Here is a 228-nt window from a genome sequence, read left to right as displayed (position 1 = left end):
ATCCGCCCCGATCCGGTCGGGGCCGGTGAAGCGGGGGAGCGGCTCGTCGGCGAAGTCGGCGAGGGTGACCGCCTCCTTGCCGGCCAGCCGGTGGCCGAGCGGCACCAGGAGGACGCGCGGCCCGTCGTAGAGGACCGTGATGTCCAGGTCGTCGGCGGAGAACAGGAACCGCGTCACCACCACCTCGACCCGGTGGTCCAGCAGCGCGTCCCGAGGTTCGTTCCAGTC

Annotated in this window: 1 protein-coding gene; it reads right to left on the bottom strand. The window is 72.4% G+C overall.

The genetic code is table 11. The features are described 5' to 3' along the window. Positions 1–228: LysR family transcriptional regulator substrate-binding protein (locus KVT45_RS55965; RefSeq protein ID WP_217562825.1), on the bottom strand; the 228-nt coding region annotated here is incomplete at both ends.

The organism is Streptomyces sp. GbtcB6, from assembly GCF_019091475.1.
In the GTDB taxonomy this organism is placed as follows: Bacteria; Actinomycetota; Actinomycetes; order Streptomycetales; family Streptomycetaceae; genus Streptomyces; species Streptomyces hyaluromycini.
The sequence above is the reverse complement of the archived record's forward strand: the minus strand, read 5'-3'. Positions and strand labels throughout refer to the sequence as shown.